The organism is Aminobacterium sp., assembly GCF_034926885.1.
Lineage (GTDB): Bacteria > Synergistota > Synergistia > Synergistales > Aminobacteriaceae > Aminobacterium.
Genome location: NZ_JAYFQR010000002.1, coordinates 86,654 through 113,204, shown reverse-complemented (window position 1 = coordinate 113,204; position 26,551 = coordinate 86,654). Strand labels below are relative to the sequence as shown.

General features: G+C 41.4%; 28 protein-coding genes and 1 tRNA gene. 22 read left to right on the top strand and 7 right to left on the bottom strand.

Features of this window, described 5'->3' with window-relative positions; genetic code table 11:
* Positions 1-2 precede the first annotated feature (2 nt).
* On the bottom strand, positions 3-494 hold the full coding sequence (gene greA, locus VB083_RS01070) for a transcription elongation factor GreA (RefSeq protein WP_307879835.1): 492 nt from the start codon (positions 492-494) through the stop codon (positions 3-5).
* A 95-nt stretch (positions 495-589) separates the two neighbouring features.
* Between greA and VB083_RS01065 the strand changes: the two genes are divergently transcribed.
* From VB083_RS01065 to VB083_RS00995, 15 genes are all read left to right on the top strand, one after another.
* Positions 590-2,323 (top strand): ribonuclease J, encoded by a 1,734-nt coding sequence (locus VB083_RS01065; RefSeq protein WP_213695399.1) that lies wholly within the window; start codon positions 590-592, stop codon positions 2,321-2,323.
* A complete protein-coding gene (locus tag VB083_RS01060) occupies positions 2,313-3,119 on the top strand; it encodes an undecaprenyl-diphosphate phosphatase (protein ID WP_213699643.1) in 807 nt (268 codons plus the stop codon). The genes VB083_RS01065 and VB083_RS01060 overlap by 11 nt, the downstream gene beginning before the upstream one ends.
* 6 nt (positions 3,120-3,125) lie before the next feature.
* The gene (locus VB083_RS01055; protein ID WP_213691956.1) at positions 3,126-3,374 is read left to right on the top strand and encodes a hypothetical protein; all 249 of its coding nucleotides are present in this window, start codon (positions 3,126-3,128) and stop codon (positions 3,372-3,374) included.
* Entirely contained in the window at positions 3,359-3,964 is a 606-nt protein-coding gene (locus VB083_RS01050) for a Maf family protein (RefSeq protein WP_213699642.1), read from the top strand. Before VB083_RS01055 ends, VB083_RS01050 begins: the two co-directional genes overlap by 16 nt.
* Positions 3,964-5,883, top strand: a complete 1,920-nt coding sequence (locus tag VB083_RS01045) for a DUF5693 family protein (protein ID WP_213695396.1) — start codon at positions 3,964-3,966, stop codon at positions 5,881-5,883. The genes VB083_RS01050 and VB083_RS01045 overlap by 1 nt, the downstream gene beginning before the upstream one ends.
* The gene (gene csaB, locus VB083_RS01040; protein ID WP_307879838.1) at positions 5,880-6,896 is read left to right on the top strand and encodes a polysaccharide pyruvyl transferase CsaB; all 1,017 of its coding nucleotides are present in this window, start codon (positions 5,880-5,882) and stop codon (positions 6,894-6,896) included. The genes VB083_RS01045 and csaB overlap by 4 nt, the downstream gene beginning before the upstream one ends.
* Positions 6,889-7,728 carry a transketolase gene (locus tag VB083_RS01035; RefSeq protein ID WP_323401606.1) on the top strand — a complete coding sequence of 280 codons (840 nt, stop codon included), beginning with the start codon at positions 6,889-6,891 and terminating at the stop codon, positions 7,726-7,728. Before csaB ends, VB083_RS01035 begins: the two co-directional genes overlap by 8 nt.
* A complete protein-coding gene (locus tag VB083_RS01030; protein ID WP_213691888.1) occupies positions 7,725-8,681 on the top strand; it encodes a transketolase family protein in 957 nt (318 codons plus the stop codon). The genes VB083_RS01035 and VB083_RS01030 overlap by 4 nt, the downstream gene beginning before the upstream one ends.
* A gap of 2 nt (positions 8,682-8,683) precedes the next feature.
* Positions 8,684-9,379, top strand: coding sequence for a cell division ATP-binding protein FtsE (locus VB083_RS01025; RefSeq protein ID WP_213691887.1), 696 nt, complete (start codon positions 8,684-8,686; stop codon positions 9,377-9,379).
* Positions 9,366-10,250: a cell division protein FtsX gene (locus VB083_RS01020; protein ID WP_213695393.1), complete on the top strand. Its 885-nt coding sequence runs from the start codon at positions 9,366-9,368 to the stop codon at positions 10,248-10,250. Before VB083_RS01025 ends, VB083_RS01020 begins: the two co-directional genes overlap by 14 nt.
* 28 nt (positions 10,251-10,278) lie before the next feature.
* Positions 10,279-11,493, top strand: coding sequence for a murein hydrolase activator EnvC family protein (locus VB083_RS01015; protein ID WP_323401605.1), 1,215 nt, complete (start codon positions 10,279-10,281; stop codon positions 11,491-11,493).
* Positions 11,494-11,530: 37 nt separating this feature from the next.
* On the top strand, positions 11,531-12,739 hold the full coding sequence (locus VB083_RS01010) for a S41 family peptidase (RefSeq protein WP_213690239.1): 1,209 nt from the start codon (positions 11,531-11,533) through the stop codon (positions 12,737-12,739).
* Positions 12,740-12,752: 13 nt separating this feature from the next.
* A complete protein-coding gene (locus VB083_RS01005; RefSeq protein ID WP_213690238.1) occupies positions 12,753-13,670 on the top strand; it encodes a divergent polysaccharide deacetylase family protein in 918 nt (305 codons plus the stop codon).
* A 13-nt stretch (positions 13,671-13,683) separates the two neighbouring features.
* Positions 13,684-14,970, top strand: a complete 1,287-nt coding sequence (locus VB083_RS01000) for an adenylosuccinate synthase (protein WP_213690237.1) — start codon at positions 13,684-13,686, stop codon at positions 14,968-14,970.
* A gap of 71 nt (positions 14,971-15,041) precedes the next feature.
* On the top strand, positions 15,042-15,434 hold the full coding sequence (locus tag VB083_RS00995; RefSeq protein ID WP_307879839.1) for a GNAT family N-acetyltransferase: 393 nt from the start codon (positions 15,042-15,044) through the stop codon (positions 15,432-15,434).
* Positions 15,435-15,498: 64 nt separating this feature from the next.
* Here VB083_RS00995 and VB083_RS00990 read toward each other — a convergent pair.
* Positions 15,499-15,573 (bottom strand) — tRNA-Val (locus tag VB083_RS00990).
* 98 nt (positions 15,574-15,671) lie between these two features.
* Between VB083_RS00990 and VB083_RS00985 the strand changes: the two genes are divergently transcribed.
* Together VB083_RS00985 and VB083_RS00980 are read left to right on the top strand one after the other, a co-directional pair.
* A complete protein-coding gene (locus VB083_RS00985; protein WP_213690797.1) occupies positions 15,672-16,094 on the top strand; it encodes a hypothetical protein in 423 nt (140 codons plus the stop codon).
* Between the two features lie 79 nt (positions 16,095-16,173).
* Positions 16,174-17,796, top strand: coding sequence for a carbon starvation protein A (locus tag VB083_RS00980; RefSeq protein WP_213690798.1), 1,623 nt, complete (start codon positions 16,174-16,176; stop codon positions 17,794-17,796).
* A 41-nt stretch (positions 17,797-17,837) separates the two neighbouring features.
* Here VB083_RS00980 and VB083_RS00975 read toward each other — a convergent pair whose 3' ends face one another.
* On the bottom strand, positions 17,838-18,014 hold the full coding sequence (locus VB083_RS00975; protein ID WP_213690799.1) for a hydrogenase expression protein HypA/HybF: 177 nt from the start codon (positions 18,012-18,014) through the stop codon (positions 17,838-17,840).
* Positions 18,015-18,150: 136 nt separating this feature from the next.
* Here VB083_RS00975 and VB083_RS00970 point away from each other — a divergent pair, with 136 nt between their 5' ends.
* The 3 genes from VB083_RS00970 to VB083_RS00960 are packed head-to-tail and all read left to right on the top strand — an operon-like array spanning position 18,151 to position 21,372.
* Positions 18,151-19,890: a 2-oxoacid:acceptor oxidoreductase subunit alpha gene (locus VB083_RS00970; protein ID WP_323401604.1), complete on the top strand. Its 1,740-nt coding sequence runs from the start codon at positions 18,151-18,153 to the stop codon at positions 19,888-19,890.
* Positions 19,891-20,754, top strand: coding sequence for a thiamine pyrophosphate-dependent enzyme (locus VB083_RS00965; RefSeq protein ID WP_213690801.1), 864 nt, complete (start codon positions 19,891-19,893; stop codon positions 20,752-20,754).
* A gap of 39 nt (positions 20,755-20,793) precedes the next feature.
* On the top strand, positions 20,794-21,372 hold the full coding sequence (locus tag VB083_RS00960; RefSeq protein ID WP_323401603.1) for a redoxin domain-containing protein: 579 nt from the start codon (positions 20,794-20,796) through the stop codon (positions 21,370-21,372).
* A gap of 28 nt (positions 21,373-21,400) precedes the next feature.
* On the opposite strand, the gene VB083_RS00955 is transcribed toward VB083_RS00960, so the two are convergent.
* The 4 genes from VB083_RS00955 to VB083_RS00940 form a co-directional block, all read right to left on the bottom strand.
* Positions 21,401-22,156, bottom strand: coding sequence for a hypothetical protein (locus tag VB083_RS00955; RefSeq protein WP_213690803.1), 756 nt, complete (start codon positions 22,154-22,156; stop codon positions 21,401-21,403).
* Positions 22,157-22,177: 21 nt separating this feature from the next.
* Complete coding sequence (gene folK, locus VB083_RS00950) at positions 22,178-22,669, bottom strand: 2-amino-4-hydroxy-6-hydroxymethyldihydropteridine diphosphokinase (protein ID WP_213690867.1); 492 nt, start codon at positions 22,667-22,669, stop codon at positions 22,178-22,180.
* Positions 22,669-23,886, bottom strand: coding sequence for a dihydropteroate synthase (gene folP, locus VB083_RS00945; protein WP_323401602.1), 1,218 nt, complete (start codon positions 23,884-23,886; stop codon positions 22,669-22,671). The genes folK and folP overlap by 1 nt, the downstream gene beginning before the upstream one ends.
* A gap of 83 nt (positions 23,887-23,969) precedes the next feature.
* The gene (locus VB083_RS00940; protein WP_213690804.1) at positions 23,970-24,620 is read right to left on the bottom strand and encodes a histidine phosphatase family protein; all 651 of its coding nucleotides are present in this window, start codon (positions 24,618-24,620) and stop codon (positions 23,970-23,972) included.
* 193 nt (positions 24,621-24,813) lie between these two features.
* Here VB083_RS00940 and hrcA point away from each other — a divergent pair, with 193 nt between their 5' ends.
* Positions 24,814-25,830 (top strand): heat-inducible transcriptional repressor HrcA, encoded by a 1,017-nt coding sequence (hrcA, locus tag VB083_RS00935; RefSeq protein WP_213690805.1) that lies wholly within the window; start codon positions 24,814-24,816, stop codon positions 25,828-25,830.
* 25 nt (positions 25,831-25,855) lie between these two features.
* Entirely contained in the window at positions 25,856-26,512 is a 657-nt protein-coding gene (locus VB083_RS00930) for a nucleotide exchange factor GrpE (RefSeq protein ID WP_323401601.1), read from the top strand.
* Positions 26,513-26,551: the final 39 nt, after the last annotated feature.

The following is a 26,551-nucleotide window of genomic DNA, read 5'->3' as shown; positions in this document are numbered from 1 at the left end:
CATTACATTACTGCAATACTTACAATACGTAAGCTTCTGATTCCTCTAGGAACCTTGACTAGAATTTCTTCTCCGACTGTTTTGCCAAAAAGGGCTTTTCCTACTGGACTTGAAGATGAAATGCGGTTTGTTTTGGGGTCTGCTTCTTCTGATCCGACAAGTGTGTACGTAAAAACTTTCTGATGGGTAGTATCTTCTATCGTAACTGTTGTACCGAGGGTAACGCGGCTGGTGTCTACGTCGGAAGCATCTATGACTTTAGCTTTACTTAGCTGATATTCCAACCATGAGATTCGGGCTTCCAACTTAGATTGTTCATCTTTTGCGGCAGAGTATTCTGCGTTTTCACTTAAGTCACCAAAGGATCTGGCTTCTTCAAGTTGGCGCGATATTTCGGCCCGTCCGTTACTTCTCAAATCAATGAGCTCGGCAGTAAGCTTATCGTAACCGCTTCGTGTCATTACAGGTGCAGAATCAAAATCACTTCGACTCAAAAAGTTCAACCTCCTTCAGAGGGAAAAATCTACGGTAACGTAGTATGTTATCAAAAAAGTGCTATTCTGGCAATGTTATTTTAGGAGGTGCATGAATGCCAGACAATAAAAAAACTCGACGTCGCCCTAGACGGCAAAGAAAAAGTAACAATCTTAAGGTTTTTGCCCTTGGGGGACTCGGCGAAATTGGGAAAAATATGTACGTATTTCAATATAAAGATGACATTATCGTTGTCGATGCAGGATTGATGTTTCCAGATGAGGAAATGCTTGGCATAGACTTCGTCATCCCTGATACATCGTACCTAGAAGAACATCGCGAAAATATAAAAGGTATTATTATTACTCATGGGCATGAAGATCACATTGGCGCACTGCCCTTTATTTTACCTCGTCTTGACGTTCCTGTTTATGGAACTCGGCTGACTCTCGGTATGGTTAGGCATAAATTGAGAGAAACAGCTTCGGGATATGCAGAAAAATTTGTAGAGGTAGAGACTGGAGCCCAAGTTACTCTTGGCGCCTTTACCGTGCAATTTGTTTCAGTTTGTCACTCTATTCCCGATGGCGTCGGACTGGTAATACAAACTCCCCTAGGGACTATTGTGCATACAGGAGATTTTAAATTAGATCCCACTCCAATAGACGGACGTCTTACCGACTATGCTGCGTTTGCCGATGCAGGTGAAAAAGGTGTTCTTCTTATGCTTTCAGATTCGACGAATGCCGAAAAAAAAGGTTTTACATCTTCAGAATTTTTAATAGGAGGAACTCTCGATAAGGTTTTTCGATTACATCGAAATAAGCGCATTATTATAGCTGCATTTGCAAGCAACCTTCATCGAGTTCAGCAGGTAGCTGATGTAGCGAGTAGATTTAATAGAAAAATAGCTTTTATAGGCCGAAGTATGATCAATTACGTCGATTTGGCAAGGGAGCTAGGTTATCTATCCATTGATGATAAGCTGATAATTCCCGCATCTGATGTCTATCAGTATGCTCCTAATCAAGTTGTTGTTATGACTACTGGAAGTCAGGGTGAGCCTTTTTCTGGCCTTGTCTTGATGAGTAAGGGAGAACATAAACAGATACAGTTGGGGGCAAAAGATGTAGTTGCCATATTTGCCACACCTATTCCAGGCAATGAAAAACTTGTAAGTAGCACCATAAATCGTCTTTTCGCCTGTGGATGCGAAGTTATTTATGAAGGAGACAAAGAAATTCACGTCTCTGGGCACGCTGCACGCGATGAATTGAGGTTAATGATCAATCTTGTAAAGCCGAAGTATTTTATTCCTATTCATGGAGAATATCGTCATCTCGTTCGTCATGCTCAACTTGCAGAGGAAATGGGAATTCCGTCAAAGCATACCTTTGTTATGCAGAACGGAGATGTACTTACTGTCTCTGAGCACAAAGCTCAAGTCCGTGATCATGTGACAGTTGGTCGAATCATGGTCGACGGTGTGGCTATGGGGGAATTGGAAGGTAGCATTATGAAAGAGCGTCGGGAATTAGCAGAAGATGGTCTGATTGTCGTTTCCGTTGTTGCAGATGTGAATTATAATCTTCTATCTGAGCCTTGCATTGAGAGCAGGGGATTCCTTCACATGGAAGATGCATCTAGTTTGCATAAAGATTTACTTTCATCTGTTAAGAAAGTTTTTGAGCATTTTGCTAAAAAGAATAAAGTTATAGATCAAGATACAATCGCATTACGAGTGAAAAGCCGGGTCCGCGAAACTATTCGTCGTCGTTACGAACATTCTCGACCGATGATTCTTCCAATCATAACCATAGTAGAGGAGACACTTCATAATGAGCATTGAACCGCTTGTTTTAGGCGTTGTGCAGGGATTGACTGAATTTCTTCCTGTAAGTAGTTCCGGTCATCTTGCTCTATTGCAAAATATTTGGGGAATAACAGATAACAACCTTACATTTGATCTGTTACTTCACTTTAGTACGATGATAGCTACATTGTGTTTCTTTTGGAGGGATATATTTTCTCTCGCATGTGAATGGATAAGCGGTTTTCTCTCTGATGCTGGTCGACAGACTCAAGGGTGGCGGTTCGGTTGGGCTGTAATCGTGGGAACGATAGCTACTGCTTTCATCGGCTTCCCACTAAAGCCTGTTGTGGAGCGATGGATGGGCGAACCTCTTCTTATTGGAGTGTCTTTGCTTATGACTTCTTTTCTCCTCTTTTATGCTTCGAGGTTGCCACGTTCTTCATCGGAATTATCACTACGTTCTGGTCTTATTATAGGAATTGCGCAAGGATTTGCCGTCATTCCCGGGATTTCCCGTTCCGGATCAACTATTGTTACTGGACTAAAACGAGGATTGTCTCCTGAAGAAGCTTTTCGTTTTTCTTTTCTTCTCTCTTTACCAGCAATTTTAGGAGCGACTATTTTACAGCTTCTTGATGTATCGGAGAGTGGATTTTCCCCTGCAAATACGTTGCCTGATTTTTGGTATGGTGGGGTAGTTGCGGCCTTTATAACTGGTTATATGGCCCTTGTTTGGTTGCGGAGGATGGTGACATTGGGACGCTGGCGGATATTTGCACTATACTGTTTAATTCCTGCTGGTGTGAGTATAACATTTCATTTTTGGAGGTAGATAGAGGTGGCCGTGGGAAAAACTTTTTCTGTTCGTTGGTGGATGCTTGTCGTTGCTATTGTTATTGGAACCCTTATCGGTTTTTATTTGCAGCGTTTTGTCCCTACGGCTCCGTATTTTCGCAACATTGTGTCTGTAGGGTTCAACTTCCAGGATTTTAATTTGCTCGTAGTTGATTTTGGCTTGAAATTTTATCTTCATGTAAATTTGGGAACACTGATCGGAGGCATTGTAGGATTGTGGCTTGCACGGTAAATAAAAAGATTATTTTGGCTTCGGGAAGCCCTAGACGAAAAGAACTTTTAGAATCTTTAGGGTGGTCTTTTGATGTTATTGTTTCAAATATTGATGAAGAATTATTGGCTGGAGAGGCTCCTCCCGATATGGTTAAACGTTTGGCTATAGAAAAGGCTAGGGCCGTTGCCGTAAATTTTCCAGATGCCTATGTTATTGGTTCAGATACCAGCGTTGTTATAGAAAAGAAGGTATTAGGCAAGCCAGAAAATAAGAAAGAATCGATAGAGATGTTGAAATTACTCAACGGAAGAACACATTACGTTTATTCGGGAGTTGCTCTTTGCTTTGGCGATAATGTTTTCTCAGATTTTGACTGTACTGAAGTAACCTTTCGGTACTTAAATGAAGAAGCTCTCTTTGCTTACGTTGAAAGCGGAGAGGGACTTGATAAAGCAGGATCATATGCTATACAAGGTCTTGGTTCTCTTCTTGTTGAGTCTATTCGTGGTTGTTATTTTAATGTTGTAGGTTTACCGTTATATTCTTTAAGTTGTCTTTTTGAAAAAGCCGGAATTTCCCTGGCTGATCAATGGAGGATGAGGAGTTAATGAAATTTAAGAAAGGGTATTTTACTCTGTTTATCTTAACGCTAACACTAATCAGTGCTGGCTTGGCCCTTGTTCCTCGCTGGAATGCGGAAAAAGAGCATAGGAATACTGCTATTATCATTGAGTATAGAGATGTACTTTCTTTGGCAAAGAAGAGTAACGAGAAGGCAGATATTGTTTTTGACAGACTCCGCCAAGCGGGGGTTTCAGGCCTTATTGTCTCTGAAACTATTGGTAAAGACCTTTCTTCAGGGTTGCTTCCCATTTATTATGGCACAGTAGCGGATCTTCCAGATGATCTAGGAAAAGGAATTAATGAGCCTTACGGTTCTGCTGCATTGTGGATTCCTTCAAACCTTATGGAATCGGAATGGTATGATACAGCCTTGCAGACTCGTTTCCCGAATAGCCATAGATATGTAAAAGAAGAGGGAGTAGTTTATGTGCTTCCTCATACCTTGGATGAACTATTAGAGACAGGGGTTTTGCCTGATTTTTCAGGACTTCTCTTTGCATTATCTACGGGAACGCCGGTAATGTACCGAGTTGCTCCAGTTACTCCTTCCGATACACAAAGCGAGATGACGTTACTTGAAGCGTTGCTTGACGATTTCTCTTCTGTTATACGTGTTATCTCTCCTTCCGGACTTTTTGCAGCTGGATATCCCAACTTAAAACCTCTATCTCATGTTTTAAAAGAGGCGGGAATTCCTGTAGCGATGGTTGAATTTTCAAGACAATTCGGAGCACCTCAGTTAAATTGGTTGATGTACCCGAATTTGCTTTCACTTCATAGTGTTACAACCGAAGAGATCATAAGTCGTAATATATCTCGACACACACTTTATGAGCGAATGCTTCGAGCGGCAAAAGAGCGAAGCGTGCGCTTATTGCTTATGCGTCCTTCTGTGATTGAAGCGGCAGAAGACCCTCTTTTAGTCTTCGAAAAAGAGATTCAGCGCTTATCACAAGGTTTATCAGATCAGGGGATCACTCTTCAATGGCCTGAACCTCTTTCAGAATGGAAAATGTCTTTCTTCGGGGCAGTGGCATGTTCTTTCATTTTCCTTTTGACCATTGCTCTACTAGCTGATCGTTTTGAACTTCTTAATTTGACATCAGTAAATCTTTCTCAGACGATTGCCTTTATAGTTATTAGCGTTTTTCTTGCTATAGGTGTCTGGAAAGTTTTATTTATAGCCCGTATTGTTGCAGCTTTTACTGCTGGCCTTCTTGCTTCTGAAGCGTGCCTTATGGCGTTGGAGCAGTGGAGAAAGCCTTTACGGGGGCTGATCTTCAGTTTCCTTGTCGCCCTCATTGGTGGGCTTGCCATAGCAGCTCTATTTAGTTATCCCATTTATATGTTGCGGCTTAGAACCTTTTCCGGAGTGAAATTAACACTCTTTTTACCCTTGATAATTGTGCTTATTCATGACTTGCGACGGCGGGTGCATCCAGAATCTCTAGGTCAGGTTCTTGCAAGACCTCCTCTTTGGGGAGAACTCGCTCTTATTGGAGGACTGCTTGCTGCTGCTGCTATTGTTCTATTACGAAGTGGTAATGCTCAATTTGTGCCAGGATGGGAAGTTGCCGTTCGCGATACTCTTGAGAGAATTCTTGTTGCTCGTCCGCGTAATAAAGAGCTTTTCGCAGGGTATCCTGCACTTTTGCTTTGGTTTTATTTTAGAAGAAGTCAGCTTTGGGGACGATACCGTGAAATTTTTAGATTGGCATCGACGTTAGCTTTCTCTTCCCTTGTTAATAGCTTCTGCCATTTCCATACGCCTTTGTATTTCATTCTCTGGAGAGAATTTAATGGCTGGTGGTCTGGTATTTTGCTTGGTGTATTCTTCCTTGTGGTGTTTCATTACGTTCTTCGGCCTCTGTGGAATCGTTGGCGAGGAGTGATTTGGGATTGAGTCGATATCGCCCCTTTAAGGTAGCCATTGCTGGCTATTATGGATTTAAAAACTTAGGCGATGAACTTTTAGCAGCGTCTCTTATTGCGTCACTTGAAAAATCCGGAGTGGCAAAAAGTGAAATGGTTGTATTGTCTAATTCTCCTGAAGAAAGCAGAATGTCATTTGGAACTCATGCTGTTAATAGATGGAATTTACGCGACGTTATGCAGACTTTATCCCGTTCGGAAACCTTGATTTTCGGTGGGGGTGGGCTTTTTCAAGACACGACAAGCCTCCGTTCATGTTTATACTATTGGGGGCTACTTCGTATGGCGAAAATAGCCGGATGTCGTTCTGCAGCATTAGCCCAATCAATTGGTCCCTTTCGTTCCCGAACAGGGGAAATTTTAGCTCGTAATGGCTTATCTCTTTGTGAAATCAGAACGGTTCGTGACCAGAGATCGCTAAATTTGCTTCATAAATGGAAACTTGAAGGCGATCTTGTTTTTGATCTTGTTATGGGACTCCCTATTCGCGAGAATTATGATAAGCCTAAAGTGTTGCTTGTTAATATTCGACCATGGGAAGGGGATTTGGCTGTTAAAACGGCCAAGGCAGCGGCAAAGTATGCTAGAGAGCATTCTCTTCCGATCATAGGTGTAGGCATGGCTCCAGAAGATGAAAAGCTTTTACGCTCTTTTTCTGCAACAGAACTTTTGCCCTGTCAGGAAGTTCGGCTTGTTCGAAATTTACGTGATATTGAAGACGTTTGGCAGTTAGGTGGATTAGCTATGGGTATGCGGCTGCATTTTTGTATGATTTCACTGCTCTCAGGATGTCCTCTCGTTGCCGTTCCATACGATCCCAAAGTGGAAGCATTCGCGCAAGAATGGGAAATCCCTCTTTTCCCACAAGGCGATTTACCTCCTTTGCCGTGGCCGTATCCTTGTGGCGAAAAATTAAAACGTGCGCGCAAAAAATGTGATGAATCCGTAAGAAGAGCCTGGAAGGAGTTGAACTCTCATGAATAGAATTCCTGAGAATGAAGTAAAAGTTCTCGAAGAGGCTGCTGCTTCAATTCGAAAGGATGTTGTTCGCATGATTGGAGTGGCGCGTTCTGGCCATCTTGCCTCTTCTCTTTCGATAGTAGAAATCATGGCTTGGCTCTATTGGAAAGTCCTTAATATACGTCCAGAAGATCCTAATTGGGAGGAAAGAGACAGAGTTGTCTTAAGCAAGGGACATGGATGCCCGGCCCTTTATTCCGCTCTTGCGAACAGAGGTTTTTTTACACGAGATGAACTATGGAATTATAGGCGTCTTGGAGCTATGCTGCAGGGACATCCTTGGGTGAGCCGTACACCTGGAATAGATGCTTCCAGTGGCTCTTTAGGGATGGGGTTGGGAATATCTAACGGCCTTGCCCTTGGGATGCGACTTAAGGGATTTCAGGGTAGAGTCTATTGCATTACTGGAGATGGTGAACTTCAGGAAGGGGCAATCTGGGAATCTGCCATGACATCTTCCCACTATAAGCTTGACAACGTTGTAATGATTATTGATCGAAACGATATGCAAATGGAAGGCTCAGTTGAAAAAGTTATGTCGATTGAACCATTAGAAGCAAAACTGCAATCCTTTGGATGGGAAGTTTGCATGGCTGATGGGCATGATTTTCCTAGTTTGGATAACGCCCTATCCTTGAGGGTCTCTGGTAAACCATTGGCCATTATTGCTAAAACAATTATCGGAAAAGGCGTTTCCTTTTTAGAGGGACGACAACATGAGCCATTTGTTGTCCTTACCCGTGATCTTGTAGACAAAGCTCTTAGAGAACTTGATTCAGGGGGATTATTATTATGACAACTGATGAGACGAAAAAGAGTACTCGTGATGCCTATGGAGCTGCACTTACAGAATTGGCTACTTTATATGACGACATAGTTGTAATAGATGGGGATGTCGGATCTTCAACTCGAAGTGTCGCCTTCCGTAATTTGCACCCTGACCGATATTTTGATCTGGGAATAGCTGAACAGGACATGATTCTCACATCTGCCGGATTAAGTCTCGCCAATTTTCGTGTTTTTGTCTCTTCCTTAGCATCTTTCCTTGTGGGGCGTGCTTATGATGAAATTCGTGAAACCATTGCTATTCCAGGCTTGCCTGTAAAACTTATTGCTACCCATGGAGGAGTAACTGTCGGAGAAGACGGAGCAACTCACCAAATGCTTGAGGACATAGCATTGATGAGAGCTTTACCTGGAATGGGAGTTCTTGTTCCTTCAGATTACAATTCTGCTCTTACGTTGATCAAAATAGCGGCTGAATGTACCAAGCCTGTTTATGTGCGTTTAGGACGGCCGGAACAGCCACTTCTTTATGAAAATAATGATACTGATTTTACGCTTGGTGGCGGCAGAGTTTTAAAAGAAGGAACAGAAGTGACCATATGTGCGTGTGGTATTATGGTTCATGAAGCATTAAAGGCATCAAAAATACTTGCGCAGCAAGACTTATGCGCAGAAGTTATTGATTGTTATAGTGTCAGTCCATTACCAGCTCAGCAAATTCTTGAATCTATTCATCGTACGGGTTGCTGCGTTGTTGCCGAAGAACATTTGCTTCATGGTGGATTAGGAGAAGCTATTGCAAGTCTTGTTTGTCGCAGTTATCCTGTACCAGTTAAATTTGTGGCTGTAGATAATAAATTCGGTCAGAGTGGAACGGCAGAAGAATTACAAGAATATTACGGGCTCACATCGAGCCAGATTGTGAGTGCTGCAGTACAGGTTTGGACGATGCGCAGGAGGTAAAAATGGATATACGCCTGGCAGGAGTCACTAAAATTTTTCAACCAGACATTACAGCTTTAGAAGACGTCTACCTTGATATTAAGCAAGGAGAGTTTCTTTATCTCGTAGGAACGACTGGATCGGGCAAAACAACTCTCATGAGGCTTATTACACGAGAACTCGTTCAAACACGAGGTCAAGTTACTGTAGGAGGACGTAACTTAAGGAAAATCAGACCTTCAGAATTACCGTATTATCGTAGAGATATAGGAGTTGTCTTTCAGGATTTTAAGCTTCTTCCCAATCTAACTGCGTGGGAAAACGTTGCTTTCGTTCTTGAGTCCATGGCGATGCCGCCTCGAATGGTAGAGAAGCGTACCAATGATGTAATAGACCAGGTCGGTTTGTGGCGTCGACGTTTTTTGTATCCCCCGCAACTTTCAGGAGGAGAACAACAGCGAGTAGCTATTGCTCGCGCTATGGCTAATTCCCCATCCATTTTTATTGCTGATGAGCCCACCGGTAACTTGGACGTTCATACTGCAGAAGATATTATGCGTCTTTTGATATCGCTCAATACTGCAGGGGCAACAGTTCTTATGGCGACGCATGATCAATACCTCGTAGACGCTTACAGACAAAGAGTTGTAGAGCTTCATGAGGGACGTATTGTTCGGGATGAAGAAAAGGGGAGGTATCTTATTGATGGCGAGCTTTAGATATGCACTGCGAGATACCTTCAGGTTGGTTTTTCGACACTGGGGATTGAGTGTCCTCACACTTCTTACTGCAGGTGCTGTTATATACCTTCTTGGTATGTCAGCTCTTTTTTCTTTGAATGTTCGGTCTATGGTGTCGAAGGTCGAGAGTGAACTCGTTGTTCAAGCCTATCTCAAAGATGACAGTAAGATTCAGCAAACGGTAAAGGAAATTAAAACTATTCCATATGTAACGCAGGTAAAGGCCGTATCACCAGAAGAAGCTCTTGAACGACTGCGTGCCAAACTGGGAACTAAAGCAAAAGCAGTGACCCTTCTTGGGGAAAATCCACTTCCATGGAGTATTGAGGTTAAAGTAAAGCGAGCTGGAGAAGTTGCTCCGCTTGTGCGAAACCTTACGACAATGCCGGCAATAGAAGAACTTGTTTATGCCGGAAAACTTGCGGAAAAACTATCAAAAATCTCTTTTATGGTCTCAAGAGTTTCCGTTGTAGTTCTTGGATTAGCCCTTATAATTAGTGCTCTTGTTGTGTATAACACTATTCGAATCTCTCTTTATTCTCGTAAAGAAGAGATACAGGTTATGGTCTTAGTTGGGGCGACGAAAACATATATTTCGCTTCCCTTTGTTTTACAGGGGATGATTTTAGGTTCCTTGGGAGCTTTATTTGCCGTTCTCGCTGTCGTGGGTTCCTATACTTCGGCGCAGGAGGCTATACGAACAACTCTGCCTTTTGTGGAGCTTATCGGCGATTCGCAATTCTTGTTGAAGTTTTATGTATTACTCTTAGGAATTGGAACAACTTTAGGGTGGATATGCAGCTGGTTTGCGGTGAATCGTTTTGTTCGTGTGGCACAAAAGCCCCTTTGATATGAAAGAGGGGAGGAATAAGAGTCTCTTGAAGAACTTCACAAAAAGACAATTATTCGGTATTCTTCTAACGGTTTTTTCTACTTTTTTTGTCGTTTTGCCTGCTTTTGGATTAACGTCACGAGAACTTGACGAACAAATAGCGGCGGAAGAGCGTCGCATGACGATAATGGAAAGACGGACGGCTTATTATGAACAACTTATAAAGAAAGCCGGAGAGAAAGAAAAGGGAATTCTTGACCAGATTACTCAATACGATCAACGTAAAGGGAAGGCAGAACAACAGATCAAGGTTCTTGAATTAAAGCAGAACAAGGCTGAACGAAGAATAAAAGAATTGAATAATGATATAAAAAAGACAGATGCACGTATTGTAGAGATAAAGGGGTATTTGAAAGAACGCTTTGTAGCTATATATAAATACGGAGGAATGGCTGAATTAGATCTTCTCTTAACAGCTTCGACGGCCCACGAGGCAATGGCCACATCTATCCTCCTTAGTAAAATAGCCAGAGAAGATGAAGATATGATAGAAGAATTAGGTATTAGCCGTGAGAAGCTTGATGCATCGAAAAAGGAATTGGAAGAACAAAGAGTACTTTATGCATCTCAGGAGAAAAAACTTCAGGCAGAACGTCAAGCTTATAAAGCTGAAATACAGAAGAGAAATCAACTCTTGTCGAAGTTGAGAAAAGAAAAATCGCTTCATGAACAAACGGCAAAAGAGTTGCAAAAAGCGCAAGAAGAAGTGGGAGATACGATTCGGCGCCTTATGCGTCAGAAGCAAGAGCTTCTTGCCAGAGAAAAAGAAAAAAATAAAAAGCGTCCGTCTACGAATATTACATATTTACCCTCAGGTGGCCAGCTGGCTTGGCCTGTGAGGGGAGAGATATCTGAAAGATTTGGAAAACGGGTTCATCCTGTTTTTAAAACAACTTCAATGCATACGGGAATAGATATCCGAGCGCCTCGAGGAACGTCAGTTCATGCAGCAGGACCCGGCGAAGTTCTCTATGTTGGATGGTTGCGTGGATATGGACAAATTATAATAATTGATCATGGAAATGACTTGAGTACTGTTTATGCTCACCTTTCAAGCACATCTGTAGATGAGGGGCAAGGGATATCAAAGGGACAAATTATAGGGCAAGTTGGAAGTACAGGTGTCAGTACGGGTCCTCATCTTCATTTTGAAGTGCGCAAAAATGGTGATGCGCGAGATCCAATGAAATATTTGCGATAAATATTCTTGAGATGAGAAAAGGAGTAAAAAACAGAGCATGCTGAAACGACTAAGAGGCGTCATTTTTGGACTGGTATTAGGGGTAGTTCTCACAGGAGCCCTTTTGGGAGCTCATGCTTCTGATTTGGAAGATTTCGCTCGTTTTGTTCCTTTTAAGCTGGAAAATCTTTGGCTTATGAAGCAGGCACGAGCAATTATAGAGACGTATCAGGTTGACAGCGATAAGGATAAAAAAGAAGAGAAAGATCTTGTCTATGGTGCCATGAAAGGCTTTGTGCAGGCTTATGGAGATCCTTATACTCGCTTTGTTGATCCTGAAGAACTAAAAGAAGAAGAAATAGAAATGGAAGGGGAATATGGTGGACTTGGTATTTACCTTGGGCATAGAGACGGAAAAACTCTTGTAATAAGCCCTATAGAAGGGACCCCTGCAGATCGGGCTGGTTTAAAGCCTGGAGACGAAATAGTCAAAATAGGTGACGATATTATTATTGGTTGGGAATCTCAGCAGGTTGTCAAACGACTTCGCGGTGCGGCAGGAACCTCTGTTACTATATGGGTTCGTCGCGAAGGAGAAGATAAGTTGCTTCAATTTGATTTGATGAGAGAAAATATAAAACTGATATCAGTACGATCAGAAATGCTTGAAAAAAATACGGGATATGTCAGGCTCTCTCAGTTTAAACAAAAAACTGCCGAAGAGGCCCGGGATGCCATCATCGATTTAGAGAAAAAAGGTGCTAAGGGGTTAATTTTAGACCTACGCAATAACGGTGGTGGTTTATTAAATGCGGCTGTTGATATTAGCGACCTCTTCTTGGATGGCGGTTTGGTTGTTGGAATGAAAGGGCGCGTAGAACGGGCAAATGATAAGTTATATGCGCAGGCCGGAGTTTTGACGAAGCTTCCTCTTGTCGTATTAATTAACGAAGGAAGTGCCAGTGCTTCGGAAATAGTGGCTGGTGCTCTCAAGGATCGCCAAAGGGCTGTGCTTGTAGGAAAAAAGAGCTTCGGAAAAGGATCTGTACAGACTCTGTTTAATCTTTCGGATGGATCGGGGTTATATGTTACGATAGCTCGGTATCATACTCCTTCTGGAACAATTATTGATCATATAGGATTAACACCTCATGTGACAGTCGAAGGAGAATATAATCCAGATCGTAAAAAAGACATTCAGTTGAAGCGGGCTATGGACGAGCTGCTAAAGCTTGAAAAAGGAACATCTAAACTGCTGAAAAATTAATTAGAGGAAAATTATGCCGAGAAAAAAGACGAGAAAGAGGGGGAGGTCTAGAGGCCTCCTCTTTATCCTGTTCGGGATATTGATTTTACTGGTATTTGTTCCGCTCATAAAATCTCATGATACTGTGAGAGATATAACGGAAGAAAGGTCAGAAAATAATGTCTCAGCAGACAATAAAGAAGTATATGTAGTAAATGTTCAAGAGAGACCTGAAACGTCTATAGAAGACGTTGTATCTGAAGACAAGATAGAAGAGCAACATGGTGCTCTTGTGGCTCTTGTTATAGATGATTTCGGATTCTCATATTCCATGGCAGAAGAGATAGCTGCTATAGATCTTCCTTTTACGTGGGCAATTATTCCGCATCAACGTTTCACAGAAAAAACAGTTCTATTGGCGGAATCAAAAAAAATTCCATACTTGGTTCATATGCCTATGGAAGCATTAGCCGATAAAGCGCAGGGGGACTCTCTTATTGGAGTAAGCATGTCTGCTCCAGCTGTTGCAAAGGCTGTAAAAGATGTTTTTGCAATCATGCCAAACGCGATAGGAATGAACAATCACAGAGGTTCAAAAGCAACAAGTAACGACCAGATTATGAGTGTGCTGATGGAGACTTTGGCTCCTATGAATAAAATTTTTATAGATAGCCGAACATCGTCTAAATCTGTCGCTTATAAAACTGCTCAGCGCTTCGGGGTTCCAAGTGCTTATAATTCAATTTTTCTTGACCATGAGACAAATATCGAATTTATGAGAAAGCAGTTTCAAAAGGCTGTTACTATTGCAAAAAAAAGAGGATGGGTTGTAGCCATTTGTCATAATAGACCGGATACAATTCCTTTTTTACAAGAGCTTTGCGATTCTAATATAAATGACGTAAAATTTGTAACTGTGCCTGAACTTCTTAGAATTCAAAAGGCACAATGAGGAGGCCTTGAAAGTGAAAGGACGAGTAGAGATTATTATTGGAGCCCAGTGGGGTGATGAAGGCAAGGGGCGTGTTGTAGATGCCCTTGGCAATCGAGTGGAAGTGTTTGCTCGTTATCAGGGAGGCGCCAATGCTGGACATACAGTGATTGTAGAAGGGGAAAAATATGTATTTCATCTTTTACCATCAGGAATGCTTTATCCCTGTAAATTGTGTGCTATAGGGAACGGAGTTGTTGTCGATCCTGAGCAGCTAATTAATGAGCTTAAAACATTACAGGAGCAGGGAAAAGATCGAGCCCGTCTTATCATTAGCGGATCAGCCCATGTCGTTATGCCTTATCATAAAATCCTTGATAAGGCCGACGAACAGTTTAGAAGTAAAGATAAAAAGATAGGAACTACAGGACGTGGAATCGGTCCGTGTTATGTTGATAAATTTAACCGTTGTGGCATTCGTATTGAAGATCTTCTTGATCCGGAAATACTGCGCGAGAAACTTTCCTTCAATCTTGATCTGAAAAACCTTATTTTAACGAAGGTTTATAATGCAGAACCTGTTGCTTTCGATGATGTGTATGCCCAGGCACTTTCCTGGGGAGAGACATTAGCTCCCTATGTTGCCGATGTCTCTTTAGCGTTGCAAGAAGCCATGTTAGAAGGTAAGGGCGTTCTTTTCGAAGGGGCTCAGGGTACCCTTCTTGATGTTGATCACGGAACGTATCCCTTTGTAACGAGTTCCTCACCTATAGCAGCTGGTGGCTGTGTTGGATTAGGGGTAGGTCCTTCCGATGTTGATCGTGTTATTGGTGTTGTAAAGGCCTATTGTACCCGTGTCGGCGAAGGTCCTTTCCCTACAGAAGATCTTGGAAACGATGGACAGACATTACGAGACAAGGGGGGAGAGTATGGAGCTACAACTGGCCGTCCTCGGCGCTGCGGTTGGCTTGACCTCGTAGCGCTTAAATATGCTGTACGCGTTAATGGTATGACTTCCATAGCTCTCACCAAACTTGATGTTCTTACTGGGTTTGACAAAATTAAAGTTTGTACCCACTATGAAGCAAATGGTAAAAAATACGAGAATTATTTGACGAATACATCCCTTCTTGAAAAGGCTACGCCAGTTTATACTACATTGGATGGTTGGAAAGAAGACCTCTCAGCCTGCCGAAACTTTGATGACTTGCCTGAGACAGCGAGAAAGTACGTGGAGTACATAGAGAAAGAGACAGGTGTACCTGTGCAACTTATAGGAGTTGGTCCGGGGAGAGATCAGACTATTATCAGGGGGCTTTAATACTGTCTTTTTTATTTGTAGAAATAGATTTTGCTTCCCTTAGCGATATTGACTCTCTTTGTTCTCTTGAAGTGGAAAAAGGTGGAGCCGCTTGGCCCCGCGAATTTATAGTGGAAGATATTAAAAACGGGCTGTCAGTGTATATGACAGCCCGTTGGCATTCTCGTATAGTTGGGCTTATCGTGTTAGAAAAGAAGAAAAATGCAATTATGATTAGTGATTTATTTGTTAGCAAGAGCCATAGGAAAAGAAAGATCGCTAGCCAATTACTTCTCGCAGCAGGTGAATTTTGCCTTAATGAGGGGTATAATAAATTGAAACTTCATGTTCGTGAAGATAACGAAACAGCAAGAAAATTATATTTAAATTTCGGATTTCGCGTAATTAAAAAAGAAGAACATTACTACGAAGATTTTGCTACGGCTTTACTTATGGAGACAAAACTTCCCTTTCATTGCAGCTAAGATGCACCTTTAAGTCTAAAATTATGTATTTAAAATTGTATACCAGACGAGTAGGCATAAAAAATGGTGGGCGACACAGGGTTCGAACCTGTGACCTCTTCCGAGTGAAGGAAGCGCTCTTCCACTGAGCTAGTCACCCACAATAGCAGGTATTATAGCTGTCTTATCTCATTATTTCAAGCCAATGAGATAAATTTTGTACATATAAAGCATATTCTTGATTCAAGGGTGATGCATATGGTTGATATGTCTTTTCTATATGGCAAAAGTATGGATTTTTGGACGTATTGGGGTTTTGAACCATGGTCTCATAATTTGATGAGGGGGGTTTATCGAAAGGTAACCTTCGTAAAAGATTCCCTTTTAGGGGAAGTCGGAAAGTATTATGCATATGATTATATAGTTTGGTCACATCAAGGGCGACATGACGCCGAATATATCCTCTCCACATGGAAACCAATTCCTGAAGTAATGACTCAGCGCTTCCTTTTCATAGAAGAAATTTCCAGTTTCCCCAAAAAAGTTAAGATGTTTTTCTTTGGCTTAAAAGGATTTATTGAAGTTTATTCTTACGTTCCGGGAACTAAATGGAATCCTAAAATTAAAGATTTGGCTCCATTAGTTAATAAAGCTCGGGAAATAGCCATTTCTGATATTTAGGGGGGTGATCTTGCCATAACGAAGAAAAGAGTAGTCCTTTTAATTTATGGAAATACATAATTTTTTGGAGGTGAAACAGATGTTAGCAATGCTATTCATTGTAGCAATAGTATTTTTTGCAATCGCATACCGCGTTCATGGGCGGTATATGGCACGTATTTATGAACTTAATAATGATAATCCTACTCCGGCTGAGACTATGTACGATGGCATAGACTATTGTCCCGCGCATCCAGCTGTTTTGCTTGGACACCACTTTGCTTCCATCGCTGGAGCTGGCCCGATTGTAGGACCTATTGCTGCTGCTAGTATGTTTGGATGGCTTCCTGCATATTTGTGGTGTCTTATCGGTTCTGCTTTCCTTGGTGGTCCGCACGATATGGGTGCTCTTGTTTCTTCAATGCGGCATAACGGAAAATCTGTTGGCGAAGTTGTTGACCACTGGATCGGACGGCGTGGAAAATTCTTTTTCCTGACTTTTACAATTTTAAGCCTTGTCCTCGTTGTTGCTGTTTTCCTTCAGCTTTCTGCAAATACCTTTGCTGCAGACCCAGCAGTTGCTTTTTCAAGTACTCTTTACATCTTTATGGCTGTTATCTTTGGTGTCCTTGTTTATAAGTATAATACGCCACTTTGGCTTATGACCCTTGTAATGGTTCCTATAGTAATCGGAGCTTGTTGGTATGGAAATTACGCTGATTGGGTAGCAGGCAGCTTTACTTATTCTATGCCCGCCTGGCGTTGGGTTCTAGCCGTTTATATTCTTCTAGCCTCTGTTCTTCCAGTGTGGCTTTTGTTACAGCCTCGCGACTATCTTGCTTCTTTCTTCCTTTATTTTGCTGTTATTATCGGTGCCATTGGAATGATTTTTGGTGGAAAATTTGAAGTTCAGCTCCCCGCTTTTAAGGGGTTTGTTGCAGGAACACAATATATGTGGCCTATGCTTTTTGTAATCGTTGCCTGTGGAGCCATTTCTGGTTTCCACTCCCTTGTAGGAAGCGGAACAACATCGAAACAGCTTCGTCGTGAAACAGATAGCACTCTTGTCGGTTATGGTTCTATGCTTCTTGAAGGAGTTGTTGCTGTTATCGCTATCGGTACTATCATGATTAGCGGTAAAATTCTTGAAGGTGGTCCAGTTGTTACGTATGCTCAAGGTTTTGGTAAATTTGCAGGCCTTGTCGGAATAGATCCTAAAATTGGTGCTTCATTGGGCGGATTGGCGATAAATTCTTTCTTGCTTACCTCTCTTGATACAGCAACACGTCTGACCCGTTATCAAATTCAGGAACTTACTAATATGAAGGTCGATAAATACACAGCAACAATTGTAGCGGTTGCTGCTGCAATGGCCTTGCTCCTTGTTAAAACAGTGGGACCTGATGGAAAGCCTATTCCGGCATGGGCGGCTATTTGGCCGATGTTTGGTGCAGCAAACCAGCTAGTTGCTGCTCTAGCTCTTCTTGCTGTCGGAGTTTGGATTGCCAAGGGGTTAAAGAAAAACAACTCTTTCCTTATGGTTCCAATGTGGTTTATGTTGGCGACAACAGTAGCTGCTTTGCTCATAATGATAAAAGAGAAGCTTACTGGCGTTCCTAATTATTTACTCGTTTCAATTTCTGTCATATTGTTGGTCTTAGCTGTCTTGATGGTGAGAGAGGCTTTCAATGCTCTAAAAACAAAAGATACTACGGAAGCGTAAATGAAAAAAGAGGTCGGAGAGCTATTCTCCGACCTCTTTTATTATTTTTCTGGTCTGCCGACGCTAAAAGACTTACTATTCCAAGATTTTCCTCGTTTTAACGGTTCTCCTTCAATCTTTGAAAGAAATCTGCTTCCGCAATAAGAACATCTCATTATCGGAGCTGTCGATTCTAATTCGAACTCTTTTTTGCATTCCAGACATTGGAACTTAGCCATATATAAACACCTCCATATAGATATCTCACGACGGCCTATTTATTATAATTGATTTGTGCTTTTAATGAAGATATTTAGTTATAATAATACAAATTTGTATTGTAATATTAACATGTTTTGAGAGAGGAGGTTTTTAATGACTATTCCAATCGGGAAATCAAGAAAAGAGATATCTTTGGTTCTTTGTGGAGCTGCTGGACAAGGAGTACAGACAGTTGAAGAGTTACTTATACGGGCTATACGTCATATTGGCTACAGCGTTTTTGCCAGTCGTGAATATATGTCTCGCGTAAGAGGAGGAAATAATTCTACAGAGATACGAATATCTCCTTGGCCAATACGGGCCTTTGTAGATCGTATCGATATAGCGGTGCCTTTAAGTTTGGGAGTCAGAGATAATATTTTGCGACGTATTTCGAAGGAAACGGTTGTGATCTGCGATCAAGAGGATTTAGGCGGTGAAATAGAGAAGTTTAGGGGCTCTATATTAAATGTGAATATTAATGAAGTTGCAAGAGAAATTGGAGGGAAAGTCTTTTCTAATTTTATTGCTGCAGGCGTTATATTAGGCCTTATCGGTGGAGGAATGGAGTCGGCAAAAGCATTTTGCGATGAAAAGTTCAGTGGTAAAAAAGAGAAACTTGCAGAACAGAATAAGGTGGCCTTAGAGAGAGGCTATGTTATAGGAAGATCATATATTGGAGATGATTCTATTCTTCTTCCACCTGATCAGGCTATTAGATCTGCTCAAAGAGTTGTAATGAGTGGAACAGAAGCAGTCTCCTTAGGGGCTCTTTCTGCTGGATGTTCTTTTGTTACGGCATATCCCATGTCTCCTGCAACGGGAGTTTTAACATTTATGGCTCAAAAGGCTAAAGAGATGGAAATTATTGTTGAACAGGCTGAAGATGAAATTGCTGCAATAAATATGGCGATAGGGGCCTCATATTCAGGAGCCAGATCTATGGTTACGACGTCGGGAGGAGGTTTTGATCTTATGTGTGAAGGCGTCAGTCTGGCTGGAGTAATGGAGACACCTGTAGTTATCCATCTTGCTCAGCGTCCAGGGCCAGCTACTGGTATGGCTACACGTACAGAGCAAGGAGATCTTAATGTCGCTTTATATGGTGGACATGGCGAGTTTCCACGAGCTGTATTAGCGCCGGCTTCTCTTGAGGAAGCCTTCAGACTGTCATCAAAAGCCTTTTATTTGGCTGATACATATCAGATTCCCGTTATTCTCATGACAGATCAATACTTTCTCAACACATATTATGATATGGCTATGCCTGATGTGAAGGGTACGTTGGTCCCCCCTGCAATTGTTGAAGCGAATGACAATTACAGACGGTACGAGATAACTCATGATGGAATTTCACCGCGAGCTGTTCCAGGATATGGAAATGGGTTGGTTGGAGCAGATAGTCATGAACATGATGAGATTGGACATGTGTACGAAGACTTTGATCTTCGTGAACGTATGGTTCAAAAGCGCTTGCGAAAGATTGAGAGCATGCAGAAGGATATCGAAGAGCCGTTACTAATTGGTCCAGAAGATTTTAGAACGCTTATTATTGGATGGGGGTCAAGCTTCCATATTATTGAAGAGACGTTGGAGTTTATAGGACGTTCTGATACAGTTTTAATGCATTTTCAACAGATCTATCCACTTCCTCAAAACATAGGAATGAAGTTGGAACAAGCACAAAAGATTATCGTTATAGAAGGAAATAAAACGGGTCAATTTGCAAGATTATTGACACAACATACAGGGAGGATGATTGATTATGTTCTTCCTTATTATTCTGGGTTGCAATTCTCAGTAGAGCAACTGACGCGAGACCTTGATTCTTGTTTAAACGGGGAGGTGTTGTAGATGACTACGCCGAAAATTTTCGACCTTCCAGAAGCTGATATAGCGTGGTGTCCGGGATGTGGCGATTTTAAAATACTTGAAGCTCTCAAATCTGCTTTTTCACAATTAAACTGGCAACCTAATGATGTAGTTGTTGTATCTGGTATAGGTCAGGCTGCGAAGACACCCCATTTTATAAAATGTCATTTTTTAAATGGTTTACACGGTAGAGCTCTTTCCAACGCGACAGGAATTAAAATAGCTAATCCAAAACTGAATGTTATAGCTATAGGTGGAGATGGAGATATGTATGGGGAGGGCGGAAATCATTTTATCCATACTATTCGTCGGAATCCTGACATTACAAATTTGGTCTATAACAATATGGTTTATGGTTTAACGAAGGGACAAGCCTCTCCTACAAGTTTTACTGGTTTTAAAACACCTGTTCAAGTAGATGGCGTATTTGCCACTCCTTTTAACCCTTTAGCTGTTGCCATTGTTTTGGGGGCTACTTTTGTTGCACGAGCTTTTGCAGGAGATGTGGAACAAACAACCTACCTAATAAAACAGGCTATTGAACATCGTGGCTATGCGCTAATCGATATATTTCAACCGTGTGTTTCCTTTAATAAGATAAATACATATAAATGGTACGAAGAGAATACATATTATATTGATGATACTCATGATCCTGAAAACCAGATCTCTGCGCTTTCTTTAGCGCTAAAGAAAGATAAATTCCCTTTAGGTGTTTTGTATAAGCAGGAAGGAAGAAAAACATTTGAGGAGAATTTTTCTCTGTATAAAGAAAAAAGAACGCCTCTTTTTCAAAGAAGTGCTAAAATCAGAGAAATTGAAACTTGTATTACAGGTATGATGTGAGAACGAAAAGGATGTTTCTTGAAAGGGAGGGAAGAATAAATGGAAGAGTTAATTCCGTTAGGATATGAAGCTCCTGATTTTTCGTCAAGAGACCAAAACGGTAAAAACGTAATTCTTTCCACTTTGATAGGGAAAAATATCTTGCTTTCTTTTCATCCTTTAGCTTGGACAAGTGTTTGTCAAGCGCAAGTCAATACAATAGATACTCATATGAGACTTTTTGATAAATTAAATACTATACCTTTTGCTCTCAGTGTAGACTCATATGCCAGCAAAAAGGCATGGAGTGACGCCCTTGGAATAAAAAAGCTACAATTCCTTTCTGATTTTTGGCCTCATGGTTCTATAGCGAGACAATATGGCGTCTTTAGAGAACAAGATGGAATTTCTTCTCGTGCGAATATACTTCTCAATGAGAAACATGAAGTCATTTTTACTAAAATATACGGACTGGAAGAAACACCTGATCTTCGAGAAATAATCTTCGTACTTAAAGATTACACTCGAACTGAAATCCCTAATATTGAAATTGAAATACAAAGATGCATGAAAGATGCTCTGGGTAGAACTGTCTGTATCAAAGATAGCAGAGCCAAAGGTATCGATGCAACAAACTAGATGAGAAAACCCCCCAGTTCTCGGGGGGTTAATTTTGCCAGTTGAGGCTGAGTATTTTCTTCCAAGAGAAATTAATAATAGCTTCTCGCGATGGAGTTTGCCCTTTTCCCATTTTTTCAAAATCGTCGTAAAGGTTGTTATAGGCGTTTTTTATTACTGGGTCCGTTTCTGCTTGACGCACGAGTTCCGTAATAGGTAGAAGCTGCTTGTAAACTTCAGGGACAAGCACAAAGTTAGGACCATCACGTGTAAGTCCGACTGTGTAGACAAATGTGAGAAGGGAAGAACTTTCTCTTTCTATATTTTCTAACTCAGAATATGACGGAAGTGTTGGAGATACATAGAGAAAAACATCATCAGGCATGGATAATTGCAAAGGTAAAGAGTCCCAACATGAACCCCCTGCTGGTGTAATGGCTAGCCATGCTCGAGGCGTTTCTGTGAGAGAGGTGATCCAAAGAAAGTAAACTTTGGAAGTGTTGCTATCAACAAATGAGAGTCGCCATATAAGGTCAGGGCAAAGATCACTGTCTGCCAGAGGTTGGCGCCACGCACTGCCGGTGATCTTTTTCCCTTGAAGCACATTGAGTGGATGAAGTCCCGCTGGGGAACGAAGCCAAGCTTCTTTGATAACGCCTCTATCACTTTGTATCGTCAAGGCCAGAGGATGTCCTGGCACAGAGTATATTCTAGTTGTAGTTGCTGCTTCCAAGGAAAGAGGTGCTGTTAAAAGAAGACAGACCATATAAAAGATGAAAGAAATTCTGATCTTTTTAAAAGACATAAATGCTAAACACCTCCTGTTTTACAAACTTGAAATTTTAATTAAAGTTTCATCTTGTAGATTGAGTTTTTGCGCAAGCGCATCAATAGTTGTCTTTGAAAGAGGATGAACCCAATCTGGTGCTATTTGTGCCAATGGGACAAGAACGAAAGCTCTTTTATACATTTCAGGATGAGGAATGCATAAGGTGGAGCTTGTATAGGTTTGTCCATTTTCTAAAAGTAAAATATCAATGTCTATTTCTCTCGGTCCCCAGTGAACTCTTTGTACACGACCTATTTCTTGCTCTATGGTCTTTATAGTAGAAAGCAACTCTTCAGGTTTTGCTTCAGTTTCTATAATTACACACGCATTTAAAAAACGAGGCTGTTGTGTCACGCCTACTGGAGCGGTTTCAAAAATATCACTTTTTGCAATAATGGCGATCTTTTTTTCTTTCAACAGCTGCACTGCCTTTCGCAGATTTCCCATTCGATCACCAATGTTGCTGCCTATTCCTAATGCAACGCGCATCACATTTCTGCCTCCCTTACCGCTTCTACCATTTTTATAACATCATGTGTAGCCTCTACGTCGTGAACTCTAACGAGTTCTACTCCTTCTTGTGCGCAATGAGCAGAAACTGCAAGGGTTCCATAAAGGCGAGACTGAAGGTCCTCTTTGGCGAGAATAGTTTTTATAAAACCTTTTCGCGAGTGTCCAATGAGAAGAGGATGGCCTAAACTTCTAAACGATTGTATTGACTTCAAAATACGGAGATTATCTTCTAACCGTTTTCCAAAACCTATGCCTGGGTCAATAATAATACGCTCTGCTGAGACACCCGCATCTTGAAGCCTTTGTAGCTTTTCTTTGAAATAGTCGAGGCTTTCCCCAATAACATCATTATAATACGGGTTTGTTTGCATATTCTTAGGGGCCCCCTGAATATGGGAAAGAACATAGGGTAACGTAGTCTGAGCTACTGCCTCAAGCATTTTATCATCAAGGGAGAAACCGGAGATATCATTAATAATATCTGCACCGTTTTCTGCTGCAATTGTTGCAATTTCCCCTTTATAGGTGTCTACTGAAATAATCGCTTCAGGAAACTCTTTTCTTAATGACTGAAGAGAGGGGAGTAAGCGTTCTTTTTCTTCCTCTTCGCTAATAGGATCAGCACCTGGACGAGTCGATTCAGCCCCTAGATCAAGAATGTCAGCTCCTGTTTCAAGCATGTGTTCTGCCTGCTTCAGTAGGTCAGCAATGGATTCTAAGCGGTTTCCAGCGTAAAAGGAATCGGGGGTGGCGTTAAGGATGCCCATAATTTTTGTTTCCCCCTGCTTTAAATTTAGAAAACGACCTCTCGGAAGTGGTAATTTCCATGATGAAGCAAAATATTTTTTAAAAGAAACTGCTAACTCTTTTCGTATTTTTTCAATGCCCCAACATGACATGGCTTCCAGTTTAGGAAAAAGTGCTTTGTATTGTCCTTCTGTTCCTATAAGAAGAACATTACTATATTTGCTCTGTGCATCTATAACATTGCGATGAACAACAGCATCTCCACCTCTGGCAAGCATCTCTTGCTTGAGATAGGCGGCGGCACGAAAATCAACATCTGGAATCCAAAAAGCGAAGACTTCTCGTTTAGGAACAAAATATGCCACTGATCGGGGATCAGCTCCTACTTTTGCTATCAAAGATACGAGGTCTTTATTACTCTTGATTTTTACTGGGTATATAGCCAATGAACTATTCCCTTCCTTTAGTGATTAATAAGCATGAAACACAAAGATAATAAGTCCTCTCATAAAGGAGGTCAAGAAAAAGACTAAATCCACTCGGTTTGTACTTTTTTCAGATGAAATGTCTGATTTAATGAGAAAAGGCTATACCCTCGTTTTTCATCATGAGTAAGAACGCTATACGAAGCTGTATCCATGTGAGTTTTCCAGAAATATGGTTCAGGTATATGAATACAAGCTGCAATGAGAGGTTTAAGAACTGTACGATGGGAGACCACAACAAAAGTTTCGCCTTTATGTCTTTTCACGAGCTCATTGAGAGTTTGTATGGAACGCTTTTGAACATCGGCAAGAGTTTCAGCGCCAGGGAGAGACAATTTTTCCGGATAGGTAAGCCACATCTGCCATTCCGAAGGATATTCAAGTGCTATATCCGTTTTGAGCCGGCCTTCCCAGGAACTGAAGTTAATATTATTTATCCCTTCTAGAATCTCAACTTTTTCTATTGAGCATGATGTAGCTATTGCTGACGCTGTCTGGCGAGCTCTGAGCAAGGGACTTGTATATGCATATTGAGGAGAGAGAGCAATAAGGGCTTTCCCCAGATCAGAAGCTTGCTCTAGCCCTCTTTCGTTAAGTGGATAGTCGACTCGTCCTCGGAATCGTTCTTCCTTGTTCCCTTGGCACTCACCGTGACGAGCGAGAATAATAGTGGTGTGTTTATATTGAGATGCCATATAAAAGCCTCCTCACACTTTAAAAGGTATTTTTATCTTTATATCAAAAGAAAGTATAACAAAAAAAAGTATAACAAAAAGGCTGACCAGTCTTGACAATACACCCCAGGGTTGATAATCTACCTTTTGTAAACATGAGGGCTAGCACTCATTGGCATAGAGTGCTAATACGTCCTCAAGAGGAGGGAGCTTTGTGCTTACCGAGCGACAACTAGAGATCGTTCTTGCCGTTGTTTATGAGTATATACAGACTGGGGAACCTGCCGGTTCCAGAACAATTGCTCGTAAATACTTAAAAGGTTGCAGTGCTGCCACGGTAAGGAATGAAATGTACGATCTTGAGCAGATGGGGTATTTTTACCAGCCTCATACGTCAGCCGGGCGACTTCCTACGTCTAGAGCATATCGTCTTTATGTCGACTCTATATTGCATCGAAGAAGAATTGCACCTGTGGGGTTTAAAAGTTGGAGAAATGGTATCAAAGACCAAAAGCAAGGTATTGAATCCATTCTTTCGTATGCCTCTCAACTCTTGGGCCGGGTTACAAATTATGTCGGTGTGGCTGCCATATCCTCTCTTCACGAAGTGGAAATACAGAGGGTAGATTTTGTCCGTCTTGGGGGAAATGCCGTTCTCGTAATACTCGTTCTTCAAGGTGGCCTTGTTCACCATAATAATGTTACCCTGCCGTGTGAGCTTTCCCAAGAAACTCTTGACGAGTTGGCTCGTCGTATAAATATGATTGTTGTCGGACATCCGTGGGCTGAAGTTCGCCAGGTTCTTTCTTCTTATGTTCTTGAGGGACTGGAAAGATTGTCAGAGGCGTGCCATGTTGCTATCCTTCAAATGGACGACATGTTGCAGAAATATAACTATAAGCTTTTTGTCGGAGGCGCCCAGCATATTCTCAGTTTGCCTGATTTTCAGGACATTAGTAAGTTGCAGGCTATAATTTCACTTCTTGAAGAAGAATCGGCTATGGTAGATATGGTAGACCGGTGTTCTATCGATCTTGGAGTTAACGTGACCATTGGTGATGAAAATCCTGAAGAAGGAATGCAAGATTGCTCAGTCCTTATGGTTCCTTCCCGTAAAAGAGGGCGCAAAACTGTATTGGGGATTATTGGTCCCATACGAATGGATTATGAAAAAACTATTACAGTCCTCGAAGCCATGATGGCTGACATTGAGAAAGAAAATATCGATTAATAATATTTAAGGAGGTTTCACCTTTATGGCCCCTGTAGATAAAGATAAATGTGAAAGACAAGACGATCAGGTCGTTCAGGAAAAACAGACCGATGTGTTAGAAGAGTCTGCACATCTTATTGAGAATGAGGATGAGATGGAAATCTTAGTTAAAGAAAAAGAAGAGATGGAAAAAGTTATAGAAGAGCTTAAAACGGAGAATAGTGCCCTTAAAACAGCTGCAGCTTCGGCCAGGGCTGATTTTTTTAATTTTAAAAACAGGGTAGAGCGAGATAAAGAGAGGTATATCCGTTTAGCTAATGAGGATTTGATTTTGCAGTTATTGCCAGTTCTCGATAACTTCGATAGAGCGTTGAATCAATCGGGTGATTTTGCAGAAGATGATATACGAAAGGGTGTCTTGATGATTCGTAGGCAGTTTTTCGGAGTTTTGGAGAGTGCCGGTGTCTCTGAGATTCCTACTGTGGGAGAGAGTTTTTCACCCCTTTGCCACGAAGCGGTAGGAATAGAAGCCGTTGATGATCCTCAAAAAGATGGAGTTATCGTAACAGAACTTCAAACGGGGTATAAGATCGGGGATAAGGTTGTTCGAGCATCTAGAGTAAAAGTAGGCAAATATGTAGGTAAAAAAGATTCTGATGCGAGTATAAATAGCGATAAAGATAAGGAAAAAGACGCATAGCGCGTTAATATTTAAAAATACATACAAAAAACTAACTCT